Source organism: Nocardia tenerifensis NBRC 101015 (assembly GCF_000308715.1).
Taxonomy (GTDB): Bacteria; Actinomycetota; Actinomycetes; order Mycobacteriales; family Mycobacteriaceae; genus Nocardia; species Nocardia tenerifensis.
Genome location: NZ_BAGH01000192.1, coordinates 16,505 through 38,630, shown reverse-complemented (window position 1 = coordinate 38,630; position 22,126 = coordinate 16,505). Strand labels below are relative to the sequence as shown.

Sequence of the window (22,126 nt, the reverse complement as noted above, 5' to 3'; positions counted from 1 at the left end):
GAGAGTGCTGGGGCGCGTGGCGGATTCGTCGTGGACTCCACTGTGCCGGGTGCGGGTGCGCGCGGGTTCGCTGTGTTTCGGCGGGGGTGGCAGACGCAGGTCGGCGATGAATTCCCGTTGCCTACCTTCAGTTCGGCGACCACCGGGGATTTCCGGGTGCGGAGCCGGGTGGCGAAGGTGCGTGACGCGGCGCTGACCGATCTGGCCAGTGCGTCCGTCGTTCGCACGGCGGGGACGCCGCACGGTTACGACGATCAGGTGCGGATGTATGTGGTGCGGCGCGGGGAGTGGTGGTTGCGGCGGTCGTCCGATCGCGTCGAATACACGGTGCCGGCCGGGGAGTTTCTGCTGCGGCACGGGCCGCCACTGCATTTCGGCGCGGCCGCGGACACGACGGTGCGGATCCTGACGCTGCCGTCGGCGACGCTCGCGCCGCGCCTGCGCAACCGCAGCATGACCGGGTCGGCGGACTCGGCGGAGATGCGCCTGCTCATGGCGCACACGAACATGGTCCATGCCACCGTGACGGACCTGGGTGCGAGCGGTGTGCACGCGGCCCATACGGCGCTGATCGAGCTGGCGAAGGCGGTCGTCGCGGGCCGATTCGATGACGCGGAGCCGAGTTTGGGCATTGCGCTCGCCCAGGCGGCCAGAGAGCTGGCGGATCGCCGGCTCGCCGATCCCGGCCTGTCCCCCGCGATGCTGGCGCGCGAACTCAATGTCTCTGTGCGCACCCTGCAGCGCGCTTTCACTGCGGCGGGAGAATCGGTGACCGCCTACATTCGTCACCGTCGCTTGGCACAGGCCAGGCTGGCTCTCGCCGACCCGGCCCGCCGACCGACCGTTTCCGAGATCGCGGCGCGCTGGCAGTTCGCCGACAGTAGCCATTTCATCCGCGAGTTCAAGAAGCGCTACGGACAGACGCCCGCCGATTACGCGCGCTCAACGCGGGCTCAAAACTTCGGCGGGTAGCTGACCGCGTGCTCCGAGGGCCTCGGCGATGCCCAGGCATGTGCCGCCCCGAAATATCCCGAGTTCGTAGTTCACGGTGTCGGCGTCGAAAGTGCGGACGTGGAGGGCGATTTCGTAGTCTCCGGGGTAGGTGACTTCGCCGAGGTAATCGACTCGATACGCCGAGGGTGGCTGGTCCGGCACTGCCTCGCTCGCATTGAGCGCTGCCGTGGTGAACGCGGCGACGGCCTCGTCGTACCAGCCGATCTGGGCGATGTAGTTGACGTGCTGATTGGCGTCGACGTCGCCTATCCGGGCTCGCAGCGGCGCGAAATACGAGTAGTAGTCCCGTGATCGGCGACTGGCTTCCGGACGGCTCGCGACCGTCCTGTTCGCCTCGGGCAGCGCCCACTCGGTGAGATCCGCGATCAACTCGTCGGGTAGTGCGAGCGGTCCTTGCGCACCGAGCAGCAGAACCGTCGCCGTGCCGGTGCCTACGCGTTCGGCGCCGGCGAATACCGCCTGTTCGTAGGTGAACGAGGACCGCCCGATCCGACGAATTCCGGTGTGCACCTGAATATGGTTGCCCGCCCGGCGAATACGTGCCAGCCGCTGCGCGCTCTGGCTGACGAATATTGTCTGGAACGGGCCGAACTCACCGGCTCGGACGAGTCTGTCGAACCGCGACATCCGCAACCGTATGCGAGCATCCTCCAGGCAGCGGAACAATCCGATCGTGCTGACGGAGTCGCTTCTGCCGAGATCGCCCTGCCTGATACGGATATCGGCTTGTACCGGAAATGCCGGGGCGTTGATGGAACTCATGAACGAGGACGGTAAAGCGAAACCACCGCCACGATCACCGGCAGCGCGCACCTGTGGCGTGGATGTTCCATCACTTGACGCGGTTGTTCCACGAGCACTGCGCATCGAAGCGAATTCCGACCGGTACGTCCAACTCGCGCCGCCTTGTCGATGGCGAGCGCCCCCGCGCCGATGAACCGGTGCCGCACGTTCCCGCGTCAAGGAAGCCAGGCAATTGCTGGTGCCCCGACCGGGCGGCGGATAGAGTTGATTGCGTTCGCATAGCGCGAGGTCTGCGGGGGTGCCGGTCGTGATCGTCGATGCGTTGAGCGGGAACCATTTCGGAGTCGAGCTGGGCCCCTTCCAAGTCGCGAGATTTCAGCACGCCTCCGGGCTCGAATTCAGCGTGGACGTGGCAGAGGTCGACCGTGCCGAGCGGCTGGTCCTCCGCGGGTCCGGAGAGGTCACGCTCTCACACCCACTCGACGTGGGCCCGGCATTCCTGAAGTGGGTCACGACGACCGCGGAACGACGTGACCTGAAAATCCCCGATGTCGGCGTCGCCGTCACTACTTTGGACAAACACTGGGGTGTCGTCCGACGGTTCGAACTCGCCAACCCTTGGGCCAGCCAATGGCATGGCCCGGCCCAGCCCGGCGCCGGCGAGGCTGCCATCGAGAGCGTGACCATCGTCTACCACACGATCTTCGTCGAGTAATCCCTCTCAAAACCGCGACGACACAACGAATTCCGCTTTCAGGACGGTGGAGAAGCTGGAGTCGTTCCAGGCCGAGACTCACTCGGCAGGAGCGGATCGTCGCCGCCGACGGCCAGTTGTTCCTCGTACAGGGCCACTTTGCGGGCGATCAATGCCGAGCAGGAGGAGAGCTCCTCGATCTGGCTGACTATCCGCTGCTGGTGGGTGTGCAGGAGGGCGAGCCGCGCGGGCAGCGTCGTCGGCCCCTCCTTGACGAGTGCCGCGTACTCACGGATCGCGGTGAGGGGCATGCCGGACGCGCGGAGCCTCGTGCACAGGTGCAGCCAGTCGAGGTCTTTCTCTCCGTAGACGCGGTTGCCGCGGATGCGGCGAACTTCCGTGGCGAAGAGTCCCTCTTTTTCGTAGAAGCGCAGGGTGTGCACGCTGAGACCGGTGCGCTGTGCCACCTGACCGATCGTGAAAGACGCGGAGGGTCGAGCCATGGCTCGAGCGTATTCGCTTGTGCTAGAGCGCCCTCTAGGATCTAGCGTCCGACTCTATGACCAGTTCCCCTGTCGCATTGATAACCGGCGGTTCCAGCGGACTCGGCGCGGCGACCGCGCGTTTGCTGCTGGAACAGGGCCACCGAGTAACCGTCACCGGACGCGATCGCGCGCGCCTGGACCGGTTCGCCGAAGATTGTGGAAGTCCCGATGGGTTGCTGAGTCTGGTCGCGGACGCCGCCGACCCCGAGGCGACGCAGTGTGCCGTGGACGCCACCCTGCAGCGGTACGGGCGGCTGGACGCGGTGGTCGCCAACGCGGGATTCGCGGTGTCGGACAGCATTGTCGACGGTGATCCCTTCCGGTGGCGGGAGATGGTGCTGACCAATGTCCTGGGACCGGCCGTGCTCGCGTGGGCCTCGATGGACGCGTTGAAGGAAAGCCATGGCCGAATCATCTTGGTAGGCAGCGTGGCCGGCTTAGTCCACGCACCCGGCAGCCTCTATGGCGCCACGAAGTGGGCGGTGACCGGCTTGGCGGAGAACATTCGACGCGCGGTCACGGGTCTCGGGGTGGGGGTCACCCTGGTGGCACCGGGGCGCATGCGAACGAACTTCTGGGACGGCTTGGGTGGAGCGCCCGAGGTGTCGATGTTGACCGGCGCGCAGGTTGCCGAGTCGATCGTCTGGGCGGTCCGCCAGCCGGCCGGAGTCGATGTGAACACGCTGGTGGTTCGTCCGATCGGCCAACCGGTCTGAGGCGCGAGTGCGGCTAAACGACGTTCGCGGCGATCAGGAGGTTCCAGATCTCGCCTTGGTCGACGACCTCGACGCCGAGTTTCTCCGCCTTGGCCAGTTTGCTGTCGCCGACGCCGGCTCCGGTGATGAGGAGGTCGGTGTTGGCGGAGACCGAGGAGGCGGTGGTGGCTCCGGCGCGTTCGCAGAGGCGTTGGAAGGTGGGGCGGGCGACTTTCTCGCCGGAGCGGGGGTCGCTGATGGCTCCGGTGATGACGACCGTTTTGCCTTCCAGGGGTGCGCCGGCCGCGACGACGGGTGGGAGGTCTTCGTCGCGGACGTCGAGGGAGACGCCGGCGTCGCGCAGGCGCTGTAGTTCGGGGCGCAGGCGGGTGAGGTGGGTGACGAGGGAGGCGGCGACCTTCGGGCCGATGTCCTCCACGGCGACCAGGCGTTCCTCGCCGGCGTCGGCGACTTCCTCGAGCGAGCCGAACCCGGACCGGGCCAGGCGGGCGGCGGTGCCGTCGGAGGCCATGGGAATGGCGAGGCCGATCAGGGCGCGGCGCAGGCCGACCTGGCGGCTGGTGTCGATCGACTCGATCATGCGCGCGGCCGAGACCTCGCCGATGCGCTCGAACTCGAGCAGGCGTTGCTTGGTGAGGGTGTAGAAGTCGGAGGGGTTCTCCAGGAGGCCGGCCTCGGCGAGGCGCTCGATCCACACCGGCCCGATGGCGTCGATGTCGGCCGCGGCGCGCGAGGCCCAGTGGATGAGCCTGCGGACGGTCTGGGCGGGGCAGGAAACGTTGGTGCAGAACAACTCTCGACTGTTGCCCTGTTCGGTCACCGGCTGTCCACAGGAGGGGCAGGCGGTGGGCGGCACGATCTCGCGCTCCTCGCCGGTGCGTGCGGCGGCGTCGAGCACGCCCGCGACGAACGGGATCACGTCGCCCGCGCGGCGCACGAGCACGGTGTCGCCGACTTTGATGTCGCGGGCCTTGATCACCTCTTGGTTGGCCAGCGTCGCCTTGGTGACGGTCGTGCCGCCCACGAACACCGGCTCGAGCCAGGCGACAGGAACGATCTTGCCGGTCTTACCGACGTCCCAGACCACCTCGACCAGCAGCGTCGTCTTCTCCTCTGCGGCGAACTTGAACGCGAGCGCGCCGCGCGGGGAGTTCGATCGGGTGCCTGCCGCGGCGTAGGCGTCGCGGTCGGCCAGGCGCAGCACCGCGCCGTCGAGGTCGTAGTCGAGGTCGTTGCGGCCCTGCTCGATGGCGGTGATCACCGCCTGGGCCTGCGCGGCGTCGGCGCAGTGCCGCATCTGCGCGCCCGCGATGCCCAACGCCCGCAACCCTTCCTCCAGGTCGGTCGCGGCGTCGGCTTCGTCGGTGTCCAGATCGAAGCCGAAGAATTGCAGTCGCCGCTCGGCGACGGTGGCCGGATCTTTGGCGCGCAGCGTGCCCGCGGCGGCGTTGCGCGGGTTGATCAGCGGCTTGTCGGGGTGGGCGGTGTTGTAGGCGAGGAATGTCGAACGCAGCATCACCGCCTCGCCGCGCACCTCCACCCGCCCTGGGACGTCGATGCGCTCGGGTACGCCGTCGACGAGCGCGCGGACCAGCGGGGTCACGTCGTCACCGGTGGTGCCGTCGCCTCGGGTGACGGCCCGCGCCAGCCGCCGGTCCTCGTAGACCAGGGCCAGGGACAGGCCGTCGAGCTTGGGCATCACGACCACCGACTGGCCGGGGAAGCGGTTGAAGAACGCCTCAACCTGCTCGGGTTTGGTGGCCTTCTCGAGGGAGAGCATCGGGCGCGAGTGCCGGGTGGGGGCGTGCAGCACCGCGGGCGCGCCGACCTGGTCCAGGGGGTTCGGGTCGGGCGCGAGGTCGGGGTGCTCGGCGATGAGGGCGCGCAGTTCGTCCTCGATCGCGTCGTAGTCGGCGTCCGCGACCAACGGCTCACCCTGGTAGTAGGCCTCGCGCAGCGCCACGATGCGGTCGGCGAGCTCTCGGATGCGTTCCCCTGTTTCCACGGACCAGACGCTACCGCTCCCCACCGACAATCTCCGCCGACACCCCGCCGCGTATCCGACCGGTCCGTACGCGTCCGGCCTCGGGTGCCGGTGCGCACGAGATCGGTCGCGACACCACCGATCTCGTACCGGCACAGTCGCGGAACACACTGTGCCCCTTCAGGATTCGCGACCTCCGAGATGCTTGGCCAGGAAGCGTTCGATCGTGTGGAACAACTCGATCTGGTTCTCCGGGTTCACGAAGCCGTGCCCTTCGTCGTCCTTGATCAGGTACTCCACCTCGACGCCGCGCCGGCGCAGGGCGGCGACGAGGTTGTCGGATTCGGCGCGGACCACCCGGACGTCATTGGCGCCCTGGACCACCAGCAGCGGGGCGCGCACGCGGTCGACGTGGGTGATGGGCGAGCGCGCGAGCATGTCGGCCTCTTGGCGCGGGTCGTCGGGGTCGCCGACGAACAGGTGCCAGTTGTTGGCGGTGTGCGGCTTGGCGAACTCGGGGATGGTGCGCAGGAAGTTCGCGAGGTCGGAGATGCCGACGACGTCGATGGCGGCCGCGAAGACCTTGGGGGTGAAGGTGAGGCCGACGAGCGCGGCGTAGCCGCCGTAGGAACCGCCGAAGATGGCGACGCGGTCGGGGTCGGCATAGCCCTGCCGCACGGCCCACTCGACGGCGTCGACGAGGTCGTCGTGCATCTTGCCGGCGAACTCGCCGATCGCGGCCTTGACGAACGATTTGCCGTACCCGGTCGAGCCGCGGTAGTTGACCTGCAGCACCGCGTAGCCGCGGTTCGCGAGCAGTTGCACGGTCGGGTCGAAGTCCCAGCTGTCGCGGAACCACGGACCGCCGTGGACCATCAGCACCATCGGCAGGCCGACCGGCTCGACGCCGACGGGCAGCGTCAAATACGAAGGGAGACAGAGGCCGTCGCGCGCGGGGATCGAGACGGGCCGCATCGGCGACAGCGACGCGGGATCCAGATGCGGATACGGGCGCAGCAGCAGCCTGCTCTCGCCGGTGGCGTGGTCGTAGAGGTAGGCCAGGCCGGGCTCGCGGTCGTGGGTGAAGGTGACGACCCAGCGTTGCCCGGCGTCGTCGGAGGTTATCGAGGCCGGGTCGCCGTCGGAGAGTTCGCTCAGCTTCGCCAGCACGTCGGCGAAGCGCGGGTCCAGGGCGTGGATGACCTGGCGTTCGCCGAGGTAGCGGGCGCCGAGCAGCTCGCCGGTGCGGCGCTCGAGGATCAGCGGTGACGGCAGGACGGGGGTGACCGCGCCGCGGGTGTCGAGGTCGAGGTCGGGGTGGCTGTCGACCTCGGTCTCCTCGCCGGTGGTCAAGTCCAGCCGGACCAGCCTGGTTCGGTCGGTGCCGCGGTTGGAGCCGAGCCACACGCCGGCGCCGTCGGGGGTCGGCTGGACCGGCAGCACGCCCATGGGATAGTCGGCGCCGTCGTAGACCGCGACCACCGTATCCGTGCTCCAGCGGCGGAATTCGATGTCGCCGGCGGCGGTCGGGGCGACGGCGAACACCTCGTCGCCGGGGCCACGCAGCCATCGGCCGACGTGGCCGGGGTTCTCGGCCAGGACGGTGATCTCGCCGGTGGCGATGTCGAGTTCACAGAAGTCGAAGGCGGCGGAGTTTCGGTTGTTGATGTGCAGCAGCGCTGTGCCGGGGCGTTGCGGAGGGAGGTCGAAGCGCACGACCGTCGCGCCGGGAAACGGGGTGAGGTCGACGGCGGGGGTCTGCGGATCGTCCAGGTCGACGCGGTACAGATGCCACTGCTCGTTGCCGTCGTCATCCCGGGTGTAGAGCAGCCAGCGGGGGTCGTCGGTCCAGCGGAAGTCATAGACGCCGCGGTTCTCGGCGGCGGTGACGCAGCGGGGTTGCTCGGTGGAGTCGAAGGTGTCGATCCATACGTTGAGCCGGTCGTTGCGCGGGGCCAGGTAGGCGATTCTGGTGCCGTCCGGGGATATCGACGGGGATTCGCCTGCGGGGGGTTGGAAAAAGTCTGCTACGGAAATCAATTCCGGGAGTGCCATGTCGATCCTTCCGGGTGTTGGGTCGAGGCCCAGGTAACCGTTGGCCGTCGGGGCACAGTCAATTTCGATGATTCGGGTCACATCGGCGCGGTCGCGCTCGGGACGCGCGTCGGTTCCGGGTGCTCGTGCCGGTGGGTCAGCGGCTATGACAGCTCGAAATGCGCTGGCGCACCGTATCTTTCGATGGCGCGCGGAGTCGGCGATCATGCGCGGTACGGTCTGCGGGAGGTTCGTCCGTCTGCTGCGGACAAGAAAAAGGAAAGGAAGTGCTGCTTCCTTTCCGTATCCAATATATATCGCACCCGGGGCCTTGCGGCAAGGCCCCGGTCGTACCGCATACTCGCTGGCCGAGGTTTTCAACGGGCGGAAAATGGGAGTCGCGAGGTGTGTGTGGAGTGGTCGACGTCGGGGTGGCGCGGGAACGACCGCGCGAAGGCATGAGTGTTCTCGAGAACCACGTGACATCGTCGGTCCAGCGGAAAGGTAACGGGCACATGCCAACTCAGGGATACGAAGAAGAACTGCGGTCCGAGCGCGACTATGTGGCCGGGCTCTACACGCGCCTCGACGCCGAGCGCGCGCGAGCGAAAGACCAGTACAGCGCGGCATTGCGCGGGCGTGACGGCACGGCGATGGAGCGTGAGGACCAGGTGCGCGCGCTGGGCAAGGCGGTCCAGCGCCTGGAGGTGGCCGACAACGGATTGTGCTTCGGCCGGCTCGACACCCTGTCCGGCGAGCGTTCCTATATCGGCCGGATCGGGCTCTACGACGAGCAGAACGAGTTCGAACCGCTGCTGCTGGACTGGCGGGCACCGGCGGCGCGCCCGTTCTACGTCGCCACCGCCGCGAACCCGGAGAACATGCGCAGGCGTCGCCAGTTCCATACGCGGGGGCGTCAGGTGCTCGACTTCACCGACGAGGTGCTCGGCCGGCCCGACGACGGCGAGCGCGGCGACGCGGCGCTGCTCGCGGCGGTCAACGCGCCGCGCGGCGAGGGCATGCGCGACATCGTGGCCACCATCCAGGCCGAACAGGACGAGATCATCCGGCTCGAGCACCCCGGCGTGCTGGTGATCGAGGGCGGTCCGGGCACCGGTAAGACGGTGGTGGCGCTGCACCGGGTGGCGTATCTGCTCTACACCCAGCGCGAACGGATGGAGCGTCAGGGTGTGCTCGTGGTCGGGCCGAATCCGGCGTTCCTGAACCACATCGCGCACGTGCTGCCGTCGCTGGGCGAGACGAATGTGGTGTTCACGACCGCGGGCGAGCTCGTGCCCGGACTGCGCGTCACCGCCGAGGACACCCCGCGGGCCGCGCGGCTCAAGGGTTCGCTGAAGATCCTCGAGGTGCTCGCGGCGGCGGTCGCCGATCTCCAGCGGCTGCCCGAGGAGCCGGTGCTGATCGAGCTGGCCGACGTCACGGTGCGCATCGACGCCGCGACCGCCGAGTGGGCCAGGGAGGAGGCGCGCGGCAGCGGACGGCCGCACAACGAGGCGCGCGAGGTGTTCCGCGAGATCATCACCTATGTGCTCACCGAGCGGGCCATCGCGCGGATCGGCAAGGACTGGCTGACCCGCGACGACCGCGAGGCGTGGGAGCAGTTGCGCGAGGATTTGGTCGACGAGCTCGCCGAGCACGCCGGGTTCGCCGCCGCGCTGGACGAACTGTGGCCGATCATGACGCCGGAAGAGTTTCTGGCGCAACTGTATTCGTCGCCGGAGCGGTTGCGGGCGGCGGGCGCGGACGAGGCGCTGGGGCGGGCCGACGGCGACGCGTGGACGGTGTCGGATGTGCCGCTGCTCGACGAGCTGATCGATCTGCTCGGGCGCGACAAGCCGGTCGACCAGAGCGCGGAGCGCGAACGCCGGGCCGAGGCCGAGTACGCGGCGGGCGTGCTGGATGTGATGGTCAGCCGCGAGGACATGATGGACGACGAGGACCATCTGTTCGCCCAAGACCTGCTCTACGCCGAGGATCTGGCGGAGCGTTTCCTCGAGCGCGACACCCGCGATCTCGCCGAACGCGCTGCGGCCGACCGGGATTGGACCTATCGGCACGTCGTGGTCGATGAGGCGCAGGAGCTTTCGGAGATGGACTGGCGGGTGCTGATGCGCCGCTGCCCCGGCAAGTCGTTCACGGTGGTCGGCGATCTGGCGCAACGCCGTTCGGTCGCGGGCGCGACCTCGTGGGAGACGATGATGGCGCCGTACGTGCCCGGACGGTGGGTGTACCGCTCGCTCACGGTGAACTACCGCACGCCCGCCGAGATCATGAGCGTCGCCGCCGGTGTGCTCGCCGAGTTCGCCCCCGACGTGGCGCCGCCGGAGTCGGTGCGCGCCTGCGGTGTCCAGCCCTGGTCTCGCCGGGTCACGGCCGGCGAATTGCCAGCGGCCATCGAGGAATTCGTTCGTGACGAGGCGGGGCGGGAAGGTACCAGCATCGTCATCGGGCCGCCCGGGGTGCCCGGTACCGTGCCCGCCTCGGCGACCAAGGGGTTGGAGTTCGACGCCGTGCTGGTCGTGGAGCCGCAGCAGATCCTCGCCGATGGTCCGCGGGGTGCGGCTGAGTTGTACGTGGCTCTTACTCGGGCCACCCAGCGTCTCGGGGTGCTGCATCAGGGGCCACTACCCCACTCCCTGACCGGCCTCACCGAGATCGGTGCACCTGTGTCAGCCGGTAATTCGTTGTAGGAGATGCTGTTTCGCTCGTCGTAATTGTGCGACACCGCGAACTTCCCGAGGCCTCCCCCGCCTGTCAGATCGCCTGGCGGGCAGGGAGGCCTGAAACCACCTACCGCGAGATTTCGGCGATCACGGTGAGGGCGGCGACGGCTACGCGATTCGCCCTGCAACGCACGGACATTGGACGGGGTGACGCCCGTCTGCGCGGCGGCGCTGCCTGGAGCCGTCGACAGCGTGTCGTCGATCTGTGCCGACAGCTCGCCGCGCGGGACAGGCAGGGGCGGCACTAATGGCAGGCGTTGGGGATCTGGTCGAGCCAGTCGCGGATGGCGGCTCGTTGGGCGGGGGTGAAGTCGGCCTCGAGTTCGGCTTCGCGGCGGCCGACGGCGATGCGGGCCTCGGCGAGGCGGGCGCGGCCGGCTTCGGTGACGGTGATCTGGTGGGTGCGGCGGTCGGTGGGGTGCGGGCGGCGTTCGATGAGGCCCTCTTGTTCGAGGCCGCCGAGCATTTCGTTGGCGGCCTGGCGGGAGCTGGCGACCTCACGGGCGATGTCGGCGACGGACATGCCGGGGTGCGCGGCGGTCATCATCAGGGTGGCGTACTGGGAGGTGGACAGCCCGAAGGCTTTCAGCTCCTCCCCGATGGCCGCGCGCATGTTCAGCCAGACCTTGCGGACCATGAAGGTCAGCGAGCCGACCTCGTCCCGGTAGGAACCCAACGAAAAGACCTCCTCGGTATTGACAGGTTCCTGACGATTATGCAGAGTTAGTCGTCAGGTTCTTGCCAATCCTAGCGAAGGTTTCCATGCTCATGTCTCCGACGCTGCCGAAATCCAGGCAGCGGTTGATCCTCGCCGTCCTCGTGTTGTCGTCGTTCCTGATCTGGATGGACAACACCATCCTCAGCCTGACCTTCCAGACCCTCGCCGACCCCGTCCGTGGTCTCGGCGCCACCCCGGCCCAATTGCAATGGGCCACAGGCTCTTACACGCTCGTCTTCGCCGCGCTGATGTTCACCGCGGGCGCGCTGGGCGACCGGTTCGGGCACCGGAGCGTGCTCGCGACGGGCATGGCGGTGTTCGGGGCGGCGTCGGTGTGGGCGGCGTATGCCGGTGACGCGGGCCAGTTGATCGCCGCGCGCGCCGCGATGGGTGTGGGCAGCGCGCTGATCATGCCCGCGACCATGGCCATCCTGACCTGGACGTTCACCGGGCCCGCGCGGGCGACGGCGATCGGCGTGTCCTCGGCCTCGGCGGGCGTCGGATTGGCGGCGGGGCCGCTGCTGGCGGGTGTGCTGCTCGACCATTTCTGGTGGGGCTCGGTGTTTCTCGTCAATGTCGCGCCCGTGCTGGTCGGGCTCGCCGGAATCTTTATGCTGGTCCCGGATTTCCGCAGTCCCACGCCGCGGCCGCTCGATCTGACCGGGTTGCTGCTGTCGATCACGGGTCTGGCCGCGTTGGCCTACGGGCTGATTCGGGCGGGGCAGGTGGCGTCGTGGAGCCCGGTGGATGTGTGGGCGCCCATCGTCGTGGGCGTTGTCCTGCTGGGCGGGTTCGTCGTCATCGAATTGCGCAGCGGCCAGCCCAGTTTCGATCCGCGACTGCTCGCGCAGCGGATCTTCGGTGGCGGCAACGCGGCGATCGGACTGCTGTTGTTCGCCATGACGGCCGCCGGTTTCTACGGCGCGTTCTATCTGCAAGGCGCGCGCGGGTTCTCGCCGCTGGAGGCGGGGATCGCCACGTCTCCGGCCGCGGTGGGCGCGATGGTCGGTGGACCGCTGGGCATTCGGCTGGTGCGTCGCTGGTCACTGCGCCCGGTGACCGGAACCGCGCTGACCGTGGCGGCGCTGGGGATGGGCAGCTTCGCCTTCTTCGGGCTGGACACGCCGATCGTGTGGAACGAGCTCGTATTGCTGACGCAGGGTTTGTCGATCGGCATCGTGATGGGCAGCGTGACCGCGGCGTTGATGAACACACTGCCGCTGGCGCAGGCCGGTGCGGGCTCGGCGGTGACCAACACCGTGCGGCAGACCGGCACGCTGCTCGGCATAGCAGTGGGCGGCACGATCATGTCGATCGCCTACCGGCGCGGTATCGACGCCTCGGTGTCCGATCTGCCCGGCGAGGTGCAGGACCGCGCGCGAGTCTCCGCGGAGCAGGCCAGGTATGTCGCGGCGGTGATCGAGCGTCCCGAGCTGGCGCACGCCGCTGATGATGCGTTCATTCATGCCATGCACGTCGGCGCAGTGTGGACGATGCTCATCGCTCTGGCCGGGGCGGGTGTGTTGGTAGTTGCGTTGCGGCCGAAGGGGGTCGAGGACGCCTCGGAGCAGGATGCTGTCGCGGAGCCGGCGGCTCTGTAGTGCGGTGTGCGCCCGGACTGGCGGCGGGCGCGGTCTAACTCCGCACTGGCACTAGGGATCCGCACCGCCTATAGGGCCCTACTGCGGGTGCGGGGCCTGAGAGAGGGTGCGGGGTCTGAGAGAGGGTGCGGCTCCGCTTGGTGGGTGGCCGGCAACGCCGGCGCGGTCCGGTGGGCAGGTTGAGCGCGGCTACGTCAGTGCGTAGCTTGACTGCTCGCTGCGGGGGCGCTTCCGGCTGACGTCAGTACGAAGAGTTCCGCCATCATCGGGCAACGTGGGCTGGGAAAGTCCGCCGCGAATCTTGCTATCGGCAGCGAATGCAGGAACGCGATCGATGCAATGGGGCTGCGTCGCAACGGAAACGACTACACCGAGACCTTTAAGTTCTCGAGCGCGTCGGCCAGTGCGACAAGGACGCTCGAACATCCGGCGTCGATCGTGAGCGAGGCCAGTTCGTCGCCGCGAGTTCGTCCGCGATTGACGATCACCACCGGCCGACCCTGTTTCGCCGCGTGCCGCACGAACCGCAGGCCCGACATGACGGTCAACGAGGATCCGGCCACGAGCAGCGCGTCGGCGTCGTCGACGAGGTGGAAGGCGGCGGCGACGCGCTCTTTCGGCACGTTCTCACCGAAGTACACGATGTCGGGTTTGAGCATGCCGCCGCAGTCCGCGCAGTCGACCATGCGGAAGCTGTCGGTGTCGGCGACAACAGCGTCGGCGTCGGGGGCGACCTCCACGCCGTTGGTGGTCGCCCCTTCGGCGAAGCCGGGGTTGGCCGATTCCAGTCGTTCGGCCAGCGTCATCCGGGAGATCAACGCGTCGCATCGCAGGCACCGGACTCGGGCGTAGGTGCCGTGCAGGTCGATCACGCGCCGATGTCCGGCCTTGGTGTGCAGCAGATCGACGTTCTGGGTGATCAGGCCGCTGACCACGCCCATTCGTTCCAGCCGGGCCAGTGCGCGGTGCCCGGGGTTGGGCCGGGAGGCGTCCATGCGCCGCCAGCCGATGTGATTGCGCGCCCAGTAGCGCTGCCGGAACACCGGGTCGCCGACGAACTGCTGATAGGTCATCGGATTACGCGGCGGCGAGGACGGGCCGCGATAGTCGGGGATGCCGCTGTCGGTCGACACGCCGGCGCCGGTGAGCGCCAGGACCCGGCGGCCCGCCAGCAATTCGACGAGCCGCGCGAGATCGGGCTCCGGGGCGTGCGACATCAGTTCAGGGTACGACGCCTGTGCGACACGCCGGTCAGACGCGGCGCATCACCGACACCACCTTGCCGAGCACCGTGGCCTCGTCGCCGTCGATGACCTCGTAGGCCGGGTTGCGCGGCTCGAGATACACGTGACCGTTGCGCCGCCGATACACCTTGACCGTCGCCTCCCCGTCGATCATCGCGGCGACGATCTCGCCCGAGTGCGCCTCGTTCTGCTGGCGCACCACCACGATGTCGCCGTCGCAGATCGCGGCGTCGATCATCGAGTCCCCGCGCACCCGCAGGCCGAACACGGTGCCGCGGCCGACGAGCTGACGCGACATGGTGAGCAGGTCGTCGGTCTGCTCCTCGGCGAGGATCGGGGTGCCGGCCGCGATGTCGCCGACCACCGGCACTGTCACCGAGTCCCCCTCGGACTCCCGCGGCGCGGCGCTCTGGAGAAACATGCGCACGTCGATCGGGCGCGACATCGTGTCGCTGCGCCGCAGAAAACCCTTCTCCTCCAGGCTGTTCAGATGCTTGGACACCGACGAGGAGGACCGCAGCCCCACCGCGTCCCCGAGCTGGCGGGAGCTCGGCGCGTACCCGTGGCGCAGCACCCAGTCGCGGATCGTGGCGAGGATGCGCTGCTGGCGCTCGGGCAGGCGGGAGGTGTCGAGATGCTCGAGGTCGTCGTAGGTCACCGAGGCATCGTAGAGGTCGGCGCCGATTCCGCGGCCGCACAGGTTGTCACGGAGTGTCGTGTCCGCGCTCGGATTCGCTTCGCTCGACGCAGAATTCGTTGCCCTCGGGGTCGCGCAGCGTGACCCAGCCGCGGCCCTCGGCGGTGCGATGGTCCTCGTACAGCGTCGCGCCGAGCGCGATCAAGTGCTCGACCTCCTGGTCGCGGGTGCGGTCGGTGGGCATCCAGTCGAAGTGGATCCGGTTCTTCACCGCTTTGCCCTCGGGGACCTTGATGAACAACAGACCGGGCACGGGTGGCGGGGCGATCAGCAGCGCGTAGTCGTCGTCCGGGTCCTCGTCCGACAGCGGCCAGCCGGTGACGGTGTGCCAGAACGACGCGAGCTGGTGCGGGTCAGCGCAGTCGATGGTCACGTGACGAATGATCATGTCGGCGAGCGTATCGGCGGCTCGCGCAGATCCTGGGCACGTGAGGCGGCCCGCGCGTCGTCTCGCTGGTGGCGCACGGTGGACGGACCACCGGTCGATGACGGCGCAGAGCATGCGGGCCGCGCGGCAAACCGTGTGCCGGTGCGCCGGATGCGTCCGCGCGTAGCAGGATTGGCTCGTGCACACCTTCGTTCTCGAGCGCGTCGGGGTGGTCGCCGGGTCGACGCAGTTGCTCGTCGATAGCGACGCCATCCTGCCTGGCGGGCGGTGCACCGCGGTGGTCGGGCCGAGCGGGACGGGCAAGACCACGCTGCTGCGACTGTTCAACCGGCTGGGCGAACCGAGCAGCGGGCGAATCCTGCTCGACGGCGACCCGATCACCGCACTGGACGTGCTCGCGTTGCGGCGCAGGGTCGGGCTGGTGCCGCAGCGTCCGATACTGCTCAGCGATATCGTCGGCGACGAGGTGCGGGTCGGCCGCGAGGACCTGCCCACTGAGCGAGTGCCCGCGTTGTTGAGCAGGGTCGGCTTGCCGGAGTCGTTCGCCGGGCGGCGCTGCGCGGAACTGTCCGGCGGTGAGGCGCAACGGGTCTGCCTGGCTCGTGCGCTCGCCGTCGAACCCGACGTGCTGCTGCTCGATGAACCTACCTCCGCGCTGGACCCCGAGGCGGCGGCCGTCATCGCCGAACTCGTCCGCGGGCATGTCGAGGCGGGCGGCTCGGCGATACTCGTCAGCCACGATGCCGGGTTCGTACAGACGGTGGCCGATGACGTCCTGCTACTCGACGGCAAACGCCTGCGGAAGTCGTTCTGATGCAGGGTCTTTCGGTGCCGGACTGGACGGGTGTCTCGGCCTCGCTGCTGCTGGTCGGTCTCGCGGCGTTCATCGCCTACCGGCAGCGACTGGAACTGACCCGTGAACTGGTGATCGCGGCGGTGCGGGCCGGGATTCAGCTGGTCGCGGTGGGTGCGATTCTGCTGGTCGTGTTCCGGCACACCGCGCTTCCCGGCGCGTTCGCGTGGGTGATCGTGATGGTGATCATCGCCGGGCAGGTGGCGGGGCGGCGGGGCGCGGAACTGCCGCGGGCGCGGCGCACCGCGACGATCGGCGTGGCCGTGGGCGCCACCGTCACCCTCGGTGCGCTGGTGCTGCTCGGGGTGATCTCGACCGAGCCGCGCGTCGTCGTTCCGGTCGGGGGGATGATCGTGTCCGGCGCGATGCAGGCGACCGGTATCGCGCTGCGGCGGATCGGCGAGGACGCCAGGCAGGCTCGGCCCGCGATCGAGGCGCGGTTGTGTCTGGGATTACCTGCGCGCCAAGCGTTTCTGCCGTACCGGCGGTCGGCTCTGCGCACCGCGCTGGTGCCGTCGGTCGACGCGACCAAGGTCGTCGGCCTGATCAGCCTGCCCGGGGCGATGACCGGGCTCATCCTCGCCGGGGTCGATCCGCTCACCGCGATCCGGTATCAGATCGTGGTCATGTACATGCTGCTCGCCGCCACCGCCCTGGCCGCGCTTACCGCGGCCCGCGTCGCCGAGCGCGCGCTGTTCGATGACGCCCATCGTCTCGTGCTGCTGTCCGACTGAAATCGTCATTGCCGACCGAGGATCTGGCTGACAGTCTGTTGGGCAACATCGAATTGAGCGCGGACAAATGACGCGCTGAGGCAGTAGCGCGGTATCGACCATGGTGGCGCTCGACGATTACCGCGTCCGGGCCGAGCGCCCGCCGACCATCGACGCTCGCCCACTCCACCAATGGCCACGAATCTGCTTCGAGCCCACGCCTTTCCGCGCCTTTACCGACATCGCGGCAACAGCGCAGCTCTCCGCATCGAGCACCGCAGACGGTCACTCACGCTCGACAGGCCACGTCGATCGGTCCCGACCGCGCCGCATCGGCGACTCGGAGCGACCAGGGCTTGGCCCCCGGCGCGGTCCATGCCCGCCGAACTCCGGGAAGCCCAGCGGCGCAGGCGCATTCGCGACATGGCCGTGACGTCAGGAGAAGTCGAGTACCAGGCGGCCGCGCAGGCCACCCGCTTCCAGTCTGCGGTGTGCCTCGGCGGCTTGTTCGGCGGGCAGTACGTCGGCGACGTGCAGGGACAGGGTGCCGTGTTCGACGCGGCGGCGCAGGTCATCGAGGGCGTCGGTGTCGGTCATGACATCGCGCACCATCACCGGCCGAACCTGGATGCCGCGTTCGGCGGGGCCGGGCCAGCCGCGTAGTTCGATGAGGGTGCCGCCGTCGGCGAGGGCGGGGATCACCTCGGTGGTCTGCATCGAGCCGTCGATGAGGCCGGCCACGCCCTCCGGGGCCAGGGCGCGGATATCGGTGGCGACGCCGCTGCCGCGTGGGACGACGTGGGCGGCGCCGAAGCGGCGGACTCGGTCGACGTCGGCGGGGGCGGCGTCGGCGATCACGGTGAGCCCGTCGGCCTTGGCCAGCTCGACCGCGTAGCCGCCGACCGCACCGGCCGCACCGGTGACCGCGAGGGTCGCGCCGGGCGGTAAGGCCAGGGTGTCCAGGGCGAGGCGGGCGGTCATGGCGTTCATCAGCAGGGTGGCGGCGGCGGGGAGGCCGACACCGGCGGGTGCGGGCACGACCGAGGCCGCGGGCACCACGATCTGTTCGGCGTAGGCGCCGCCGCGCGGGCCGGTGAACAGCACCATGGCGATCACCGGCTGGCCGAGCGTGAGACGGTCGTCGACGCCGGGGCCGAGCTGATCGATGACGCCCGCGGCGTCCATGCCGGGTACGAATGGTGGTGTGCGATCGGGCATTCGGACGGCGTGCCCGCCGCTGCGCAACATGACGTCGGTGGGATTCACCGCCGCCGCGTGCACCCGGATCCGCACCTCACCCGGACCGGCCTGGGGTTCAGGCAGATCGAGCACCTGCAATACGTCTGGTCCGCCGAATTCATACAGGCCAACAGCTTTCACACCGCGCTACAACCTCGCGCGGCCCGCGCCGATTCCCGCGGTCTTCGCCCTGCGGTCGACGCTATAGGAGGCGTGCGGTGTGCGGATGCGTCGGATCGGCGGAGCAGACGAACAACTGCTGGCTGTCGGCGTCGCCGAGGGTCAATCCGGTCGCCTCGAACGCTTCCGGGTCACCGCCGTCCTCGGTTCGGTCCTCCAGGGGAATCCAGCTGTAACTGCCCCCGCCCCATTCGCGGGAAGCGATCGTCAGCAGCGGGTCCATCGGCGCATCGCAGGCGGTGCAGCGCACTGCGACGGCGTCGGTCCGATCCCACGGTGTCCATCCCCCGACCTTGCAGCCGGGCGCGGTCGCAAGGTCCGACGTGTATCGGTACTGGTATCGCTCATCCAGCGCCTCGCGCAGCGTGGAATCGATCCCTTCCACCGGCTGTCGGGTGTATTCCTGCCGCGGGTACTCGGTGACATTCTCCGGGTGGAGCCGGCAGGCGTTGGGAACGAAGTACTCGCTCTGCACCAACGCTGGTTCCGGTGGGTCCGCGATCACGTCGGTGACCTCGCCGCTCGCACGCCAGAACAGTCGCGTGCGCAGCGCAGCCTCGTATCCGTGCGCGTAGGGGCACCAAAGTACTTGCAGCAGGTCCGTACCGACGGGCGGCCGCAGGCACGGCACGTCTCGGGCGTACAACTGGGCGACGGGCAGCATCGCGAGCGGCCCCGACGGCACCTCCCGGGTAGCCCTCCGCCTGCGATCGTATGGATCCCAGGGCGAGTCGGTAATGCCGCGGATCCGGCTCAGCGTCGCCCGCTCCTGGGAGGTCAGCTCGCGTCCTCTGGCATCGGCCCTGATCCGCCGGTCGAGCCGAACGTCGGCCGGAGACATCATGGGTCCGACCCAGTCTGATTCGTGCGGGCCGTCACAGTGCGGCCAAGGCTCGCTCGCCGGCCACAGCAATGGTCCACCGATCGAGCTGTCGTTCGGCGAGACCGGCCCCTGCCGTGGGTGCAGCCGGGTCGCCGTTCGGGCCAGCGGGGCGAGCTGAGGAAAGTCTGCGGCGACATCGGCTGGGCGGGCGGGAGTGGTACGAGTCATCCGAACGCCGGACATACGGTGGTAGTCATCTCGCGAGACTATTTCGTGCAGACCTTTCAGTATGCTTTCCAGTCGAGATGTGGCCGAATCCGTTGGCTGTCAGTCTATTTCGGCCCCCGCAGCCATCGATTGATCAGGGGCCGAGGTAGTAGTGCAGCAGCGCCGCCTGACCATCGGACCGCGACCACTGCGCCCGCGTGCTGTGCATCCGCTTCCAGCCCGCCCGCTCATACAGCGATATCGCCGCGACGGCGCGGCTTTCGACGTCGAGCACCGCCCGGCACCCGCGTTGCTCGACCATCTCGACCGCCGCGTCGAGCAGCCGGCGACCCACGCCGCAGCCACGGTCCGCCGGAGTGACGAACAGACGGATCACCGACATCAGGGCGGTTTCGGGCACCGCGTCGCGGACCGGGCGCGGCAGCGCACTCGCACCGATGCCGACCTGGCCTACGACGACCCCACCCACCTCGGCCACCCGCGCATCGACCAGTTTCGCCGGGGTCAACCAGCGCGCCGGATCCTGCGGCCAGACCACGGGATAGCCGTCGACCGCGTGCACCTGACGCAGAGCCGCTACGCAGGCCGGCAGGTCCTCGAGCGTTCGCGGTCGAACGGTGATCACGACACTTGTTGCGGCACTTCGGGTTCGGTGACCGGCGGCTTATCGACCGTCAACGGGGGCAGTGTGCCGACATAGCGCTCGATCTCCACGAGCGAGAGCTGCCCTGTGCACCCCTGACTCAGCGTGGAGGACGGGCGGTCGGGGGTGAGGACGTTGGGGTTGCCGTGGCGGCAGAAGGCGGGGTTGGCGGGGTCGGGGTCGTACCAGGCACCGGTGGAGAGCTGGGCTACGCCGGGGCGGACGGCGTCGTCGACGATGAGGCCGGCCAGGCAGCTGCCGCGTTTGCTGTGGATGCGCACGAGGTCGCCGTCGTGGAGGTCGCGGGCGGCGGCGTCGCGGGGGTGTAGCCGGACCGGTTCGCGGCCGCGGACCTTGGTGGATTGGCTGAACGCACCGACGTCGAGTTGGCTGTGCAGTTTCGAGCGCGGCTGATTGGCGACCAACTGCAGTGGGAACTCCGCGGCGGCCGGTCCGCCCAACCATTCCTCGGGTTCGAGCCAGGTGGGGTGGCCGGGGCAGTCGGCGTAACCGAAGCCGTCGATCGTCTCGGAGAAGATCTCGATCTTGCCGCTGGGCGTGCCGAGCGGGTAGCGGTCGGGGTCGGCGCGGAACCGGGCGGCGAACACCTGATCGGGGTCGGGCACGGGCAGCTCGATCTGTTCACCGGCCCAGAAGGTGTCGAAGTCGGGCAGGTCGTGTCCGCTGTGGCGCTGCCGCCAGTCCTCGTAGAGGTGGCGCAGCCACTCCATGGCGGTGCGGCCCTCGGTGAATTCCTTGCCGATGCCGAGGCGTTCGGCCAGCTCGCCGAAGATGGCGTAGTCGTCCCGCGCGGCGGCGTGCGGCTGGGTGATCGCCTTCATCCGGAACAGGACGCGGTCGTTCTCCCCCGCGCCGTAGTCGTCGCGTTCGATCGTCATGGTCGACGGGAGCACGATGTCGGCGTGCCGCGCGGTCGACGACCAGAACGGATCGTGCACCACCACGGTCTCCGGCCGGCTGAACGCCGCGCGCAGCCGGGCCAGGTCCTGGTGATGGTGGAAGGGGTTGCCCCCGGCCCAGTAGACCAGCCGGATATCGGGGTAGACCAGGCGCTGCCCGTTGTAGTCGAAGGGCCGGCCGGGATTCAGCAGCATGTCGGCGATGCGCGCCACCGGAATGAACGCGTCGACCCCGTTGTGGCCCTGCGGGAATCGCGGCGGCGAGAACTCCCGCGCCGGCTCGCCCACCGTCGCCGAGGAGCCGTACCCGTGCCCGAAACCGCCGCCGGGTAGCCCGATCTGGCCGAGCATGGCCGCGAGCACCACGCCCATCCACAGCGGCTGCTCGCCGTACTGCGCCCGCTGCAACGACCAGCCGACGGTCACGAAGGTCCGCGCGCCCGCCATCTCTCGCGCGAGCGACCGAATCCGCTCGGCGGGCAGGCCGGTGAGCGCCGCGGCCCACTCCGGTGACTTGACGATCCCGTCCGTCTCGCCGCGTAGATAGCCGGCGAAACGCTCGTAACCGACCGTGTACCGGTCCAGAAACCCCTTGTCCGCCAACCCTTCCGCGTCGAGGACCTGCGCCAGCGCCAGCATGAGCGCGGTGTCGCTGCCCGGCAGCGGGGCGAGCCATTCGGCCTTCGCCTCGGCCGGAGTGTCGTCACGCAGCGGCGAGATCGACACGAACCGGCAGCCACGCGCCCGCGCGTCACCGATCCAGCCCCGCGTGTTGTGCCGGGACACACCGCCCGGCGAGACCACCGAGTTCTTCGGCGAGATCCCGCCGAATGCCACCACCAACTCCGTGTGCCGCACCAGCATCGTCTTCGACATCGCCTCCTGCAGCACGAAGCCGAGGTGGCCGAACACGTGCGGCAGCAGCACCTCCGACACCCCGAGGCTGTAGCTGTTGACGTGCCGGACGAATCCGCCCAGGCAGTTCAGAAACCTGTGCACCTGACTCTGCGCGTGATGGAACCGTCCCGCGCTCGCCCACCCGTAGGACCCGCCGTACACGGCCTCGGCCCCGTGCTCGCGATACACCCGTCCGAGCTCACCGGCGAGCAGGTCCAGTGCGGTCTCCCACGACACCGGCACGAACGGCTCGGTCCCCCGCCCGGGCGCGCCCGGCCCGTGCGTCAGCCAGCCCTTCCGGACATAGGGTTGATCGATCCTGGTCGGATGGTGCTGTGCGGACGCGACGTTCTCGATCAGCCGTGTCGGTTCCGGATCGTCGCGCCACGGCCGCACGGCCGTCAGCCGATCACCATCGCTGTCTGCCTCGAAGGCGCCCCAGTGCGTCAGATGCGTGGTCACCGTCCCACCGTAACCGGGACCGCCGACAAAGTGGGGGCTACGTCC

General features: G+C 69.0%; 19 protein-coding genes. 7 read left to right on the top strand and 12 right to left on the bottom strand.

Features of this window, described 5'->3' with window-relative positions; genetic code table 11:
* Positions 1-117: 117 nt before the first annotated feature.
* Complete coding sequence (locus ON39_RS16175) at positions 118-972, top strand: helix-turn-helix domain-containing protein (protein ID WP_246002619.1); 855 nt, start codon at positions 118-120, stop codon at positions 970-972.
* Here the strand turns inward: ON39_RS16175 and ON39_RS16170 are convergent.
* Positions 943-1,776: an acyl-CoA thioesterase gene (locus tag ON39_RS16170; RefSeq protein WP_040734955.1), complete on the bottom strand. Its 834-nt coding sequence runs from the start codon at positions 1,774-1,776 to the stop codon at positions 943-945. The genes ON39_RS16175 and ON39_RS16170 overlap by 30 nt on opposite strands.
* A 304-nt stretch (positions 1,777-2,080) precedes the next feature.
* Between ON39_RS16170 and ON39_RS16165 the strand changes: the two genes are divergently transcribed.
* Positions 2,081-2,473: a phage tail protein gene (locus ON39_RS16165; protein ID WP_157195480.1), complete on the top strand. Its 393-nt coding sequence runs from the start codon at positions 2,081-2,083 to the stop codon at positions 2,471-2,473.
* Between the two features lie 38 nt (positions 2,474-2,511).
* Here ON39_RS16165 and ON39_RS16160 read toward each other — a convergent pair whose 3' ends face one another.
* Positions 2,512-2,955 (bottom strand): MerR family transcriptional regulator, encoded by a 444-nt coding sequence (locus tag ON39_RS16160; RefSeq protein ID WP_051186696.1) that lies wholly within the window; start codon positions 2,953-2,955, stop codon positions 2,512-2,514.
* A gap of 56 nt (positions 2,956-3,011) precedes the next feature.
* On the opposite strand from ON39_RS16160, the gene ON39_RS16155 reads away from it, so the two are divergent.
* Positions 3,012-3,713 (top strand): SDR family oxidoreductase, encoded by a 702-nt coding sequence (locus ON39_RS16155; protein ID WP_040734952.1) that lies wholly within the window; start codon positions 3,012-3,014, stop codon positions 3,711-3,713.
* A gap of 13 nt (positions 3,714-3,726) precedes the next feature.
* Here ON39_RS16155 and ligA read toward each other — a convergent pair whose 3' ends face one another.
* On the bottom strand, positions 3,727-5,718 hold the full coding sequence (ligA, locus tag ON39_RS16150; RefSeq protein WP_040734950.1) for an NAD-dependent DNA ligase LigA: 1,992 nt from the start codon (positions 5,716-5,718) through the stop codon (positions 3,727-3,729).
* Between the two features lie 159 nt (positions 5,719-5,877).
* Entirely contained in the window at positions 5,878-7,752 is a 1,875-nt protein-coding gene (locus ON39_RS16145; protein WP_040734949.1) for a S9 family peptidase, read from the bottom strand.
* 494 nt (positions 7,753-8,246) lie between these two features.
* Between ON39_RS16145 and helR the strand changes: the two genes are divergently transcribed.
* Positions 8,247-10,442 carry an RNA polymerase recycling motor ATPase HelR gene (helR, locus tag ON39_RS16140; protein ID WP_051186695.1) on the top strand — a complete coding sequence of 732 codons (2,196 nt, stop codon included), beginning with the start codon at positions 8,247-8,249 and terminating at the stop codon, positions 10,440-10,442.
* A gap of 277 nt (positions 10,443-10,719) precedes the next feature.
* On the opposite strand, the gene ON39_RS16135 is transcribed toward helR, so the two are convergent.
* Positions 10,720-11,151, bottom strand: coding sequence for a MarR family winged helix-turn-helix transcriptional regulator (locus ON39_RS16135; protein ID WP_040734948.1), 432 nt, complete (start codon positions 11,149-11,151; stop codon positions 10,720-10,722).
* A 92-nt stretch (positions 11,152-11,243) separates the two neighbouring features.
* Here ON39_RS16135 and ON39_RS16130 point away from each other — a divergent pair, with 92 nt between their 5' ends.
* The gene (locus ON39_RS16130; protein ID WP_051186703.1) at positions 11,244-12,794 is read left to right on the top strand and encodes an MFS transporter; all 1,551 of its coding nucleotides are present in this window, start codon (positions 11,244-11,246) and stop codon (positions 12,792-12,794) included.
* Positions 12,795-13,159: 365 nt separating this feature from the next.
* Here ON39_RS16130 and ON39_RS16125 read toward each other — a convergent pair whose 3' ends face one another.
* From ON39_RS16125 to ON39_RS16115, 3 genes are read right to left on the bottom strand one after another with little or no spacing between them, the layout of a single operon-like run.
* The gene (locus ON39_RS16125; RefSeq protein WP_040734947.1) at positions 13,160-14,011 is read right to left on the bottom strand and encodes an NAD-dependent protein deacetylase; all 852 of its coding nucleotides are present in this window, start codon (positions 14,009-14,011) and stop codon (positions 13,160-13,162) included.
* 34 nt (positions 14,012-14,045) lie between these two features.
* Complete coding sequence (lexA, locus tag ON39_RS16120) at positions 14,046-14,723, bottom strand: transcriptional repressor LexA (protein WP_083894483.1); 678 nt, start codon at positions 14,721-14,723, stop codon at positions 14,046-14,048.
* A gap of 19 nt (positions 14,724-14,742) precedes the next feature.
* A complete protein-coding gene (locus ON39_RS16115; protein WP_040734944.1) occupies positions 14,743-15,123 on the bottom strand; it encodes a VOC family protein in 381 nt (126 codons plus the stop codon).
* 178 nt (positions 15,124-15,301) lie between these two features.
* Here ON39_RS16115 and ON39_RS16110 point away from each other — a divergent pair, with 178 nt between their 5' ends.
* Positions 15,302-15,937, top strand: coding sequence for an ABC transporter ATP-binding protein (locus ON39_RS16110; RefSeq protein WP_063713354.1), 636 nt, complete (start codon positions 15,302-15,304; stop codon positions 15,935-15,937).
* Positions 15,938-15,951: 14 nt separating this feature from the next.
* A complete protein-coding gene (locus ON39_RS16105) occupies positions 15,952-16,710 on the top strand; it encodes an ABC transporter permease (RefSeq protein WP_255219270.1) in 759 nt (252 codons plus the stop codon).
* A 414-nt stretch (positions 16,711-17,124) separates the two neighbouring features.
* Here the strand turns inward: ON39_RS16105 and ON39_RS16100 are convergent, their stop codons facing one another.
* From ON39_RS16100 to ON39_RS16085, 4 genes are all read right to left on the bottom strand, one after another.
* Entirely contained in the window at positions 17,125-18,069 is a 945-nt protein-coding gene (locus tag ON39_RS16100; RefSeq protein WP_040734941.1) for an NADP-dependent oxidoreductase, read from the bottom strand.
* Between the two features lie 61 nt (positions 18,070-18,130).
* Positions 18,131-18,952: a hypothetical protein gene (locus tag ON39_RS45945; RefSeq protein ID WP_211336217.1), complete on the bottom strand. Its 822-nt coding sequence runs from the start codon at positions 18,950-18,952 to the stop codon at positions 18,131-18,133.
* 340 nt (positions 18,953-19,292) lie between these two features.
* Positions 19,293-19,784: a GNAT family N-acetyltransferase gene (locus ON39_RS16090; protein ID WP_051186693.1), complete on the bottom strand. Its 492-nt coding sequence runs from the start codon at positions 19,782-19,784 to the stop codon at positions 19,293-19,295.
* The gene (locus ON39_RS16085; RefSeq protein WP_040734937.1) at positions 19,781-22,081 is read right to left on the bottom strand and encodes a molybdopterin-dependent oxidoreductase; all 2,301 of its coding nucleotides are present in this window, start codon (positions 22,079-22,081) and stop codon (positions 19,781-19,783) included. The genes ON39_RS16090 and ON39_RS16085 overlap by 4 nt, the downstream gene beginning before the upstream one ends.
* Positions 22,082-22,126 lie beyond the last annotated feature (45 nt).

Excerpts from the sequence above, each read along its gene's own strand:
- ON39_RS16170 (WP_040734955.1), bottom strand. The coding sequence starts at position 1,776 with ATGAGTTCCATCAACGCCCCGGCATTTCCGGTACAAGCCGATATCCGT.
- ON39_RS16160 (WP_051186696.1), bottom strand. The coding sequence starts at position 2,955 with ATGGCTCGACCCTCCGCGTCTTTCACGATCGGTCAGGTGGCACAGCGC.
- ON39_RS16155 (WP_040734952.1), top strand. The coding sequence starts at position 3,012 with ATGACCAGTTCCCCTGTCGCATTGATAACCGGCGGTTCCAGCGGACTC.
- ON39_RS16145 (WP_040734949.1), bottom strand. The coding sequence starts at position 7,752 with ATGGCACTCCCGGAATTGATTTCCGTAGCAGACTTTTTCCAACCCCCC.
- helR (WP_051186695.1), top strand. The coding sequence starts at position 8,247 with ATGCCAACTCAGGGATACGAAGAAGAACTGCGGTCCGAGCGCGACTAT.
- ON39_RS16130 (WP_051186703.1), top strand. The coding sequence starts at position 11,244 with ATGTCTCCGACGCTGCCGAAATCCAGGCAGCGGTTGATCCTCGCCGTC.
- ON39_RS16125 (WP_040734947.1), bottom strand. The coding sequence starts at position 14,011 with ATGTCGCACGCCCCGGAGCCCGATCTCGCGCGGCTCGTCGAATTGCTG.
- ON39_RS16115 (WP_040734944.1), bottom strand. The coding sequence starts at position 15,123 with ATGATCATTCGTCACGTGACCATCGACTGCGCTGACCCGCACCAGCTC.
- ON39_RS45945 (WP_211336217.1), bottom strand. The coding sequence starts at position 18,952 with ATGATGTCTCCGGCCGACGTTCGGCTCGACCGGCGGATCAGGGCCGAT.